The 850-nt window shown below is 44.7% G+C and carries 1 protein-coding gene; it reads right to left on the bottom strand.

The features are described from left to right. The coding region (locus tag R7093_RS24660) for a histidine kinase dimerization/phospho-acceptor domain-containing protein (RefSeq protein ID WP_411913254.1) at positions 1 to 850 on the bottom strand (850 nt) is incomplete at both ends.

Here is an 850-nt window from a genome sequence, read left to right as displayed (position 1 = left end):
GATCGCGTTCCCAATCAAATTAACTAAGATTTGGGTGATTCGTTCTAAATCGCCAATCAGAAACTCCGGAATGCCTAACTTCTTGTCGATAGAAAAATGAATGCGCTTCTCTGCCGCTTTCGCAGCAAATACGCCCGTAATGGCTTTTTCGAGATCATCCCACGCAAAAACCTTGTCGATAATTTCCATCATGCCAGCATTCATCTTGCTGAAGTCGAGCAAGTCGTTGATGATGACGCGAAGTAAATCGCCCGACTGAATCAAATTACCGAGATATTGCCGTTGATCTTCTCCCAACTGAGTTTTGCTTAACAGCTCTGCGCTGCCGAGTACGCCATTAAGTGGCGTTCTTAACTCGTGGTTAATCATCGCGACAAACTCTTTCGTCGCTTTTTCTGACTCTTCCGCTCGCTTTCTTAACTCGACTTCACGTTCAAGGCTGAGGTGACGGCTGATCACGCCGTGAACCAAATCAGAAACCAGTTCCATTTGTTTGGAGATAAAAGCTTGCTCAATTTGTTCCAGCGACACAGAAAATATCAATTCGCCAACGACTCGCTCATCAATGATGATGGGTAAATGTAGCGCCTCATTCTGCCAATTGGGTGTTCGAGCGATAGGTTTGTCACTTTTTAGATTCAAATGCCCGAAATGATGACGACGCAAAGAAGTGAGTTGGACAGGATCAAGGTATAAATACGAAGCGGTAATAACAGAATTGGACGTCAGTTGCTCAAGAAAACTGGCAATCATTGCCTCGTCGAAAGTGCTGGAAAGGAATGTCCGTCCAAACCGAATAAGCGTGGCATCAATTTTTTCTTCAAACTCAAACTTGCGCAGATCGCTTTCC

This window comes from Vibrio sp. 1580 (genome assembly GCF_033340055.1).
Note: the sequence above shows the minus strand (reverse complement) of the source record. Positions and strands in the feature narration are given on the sequence as shown.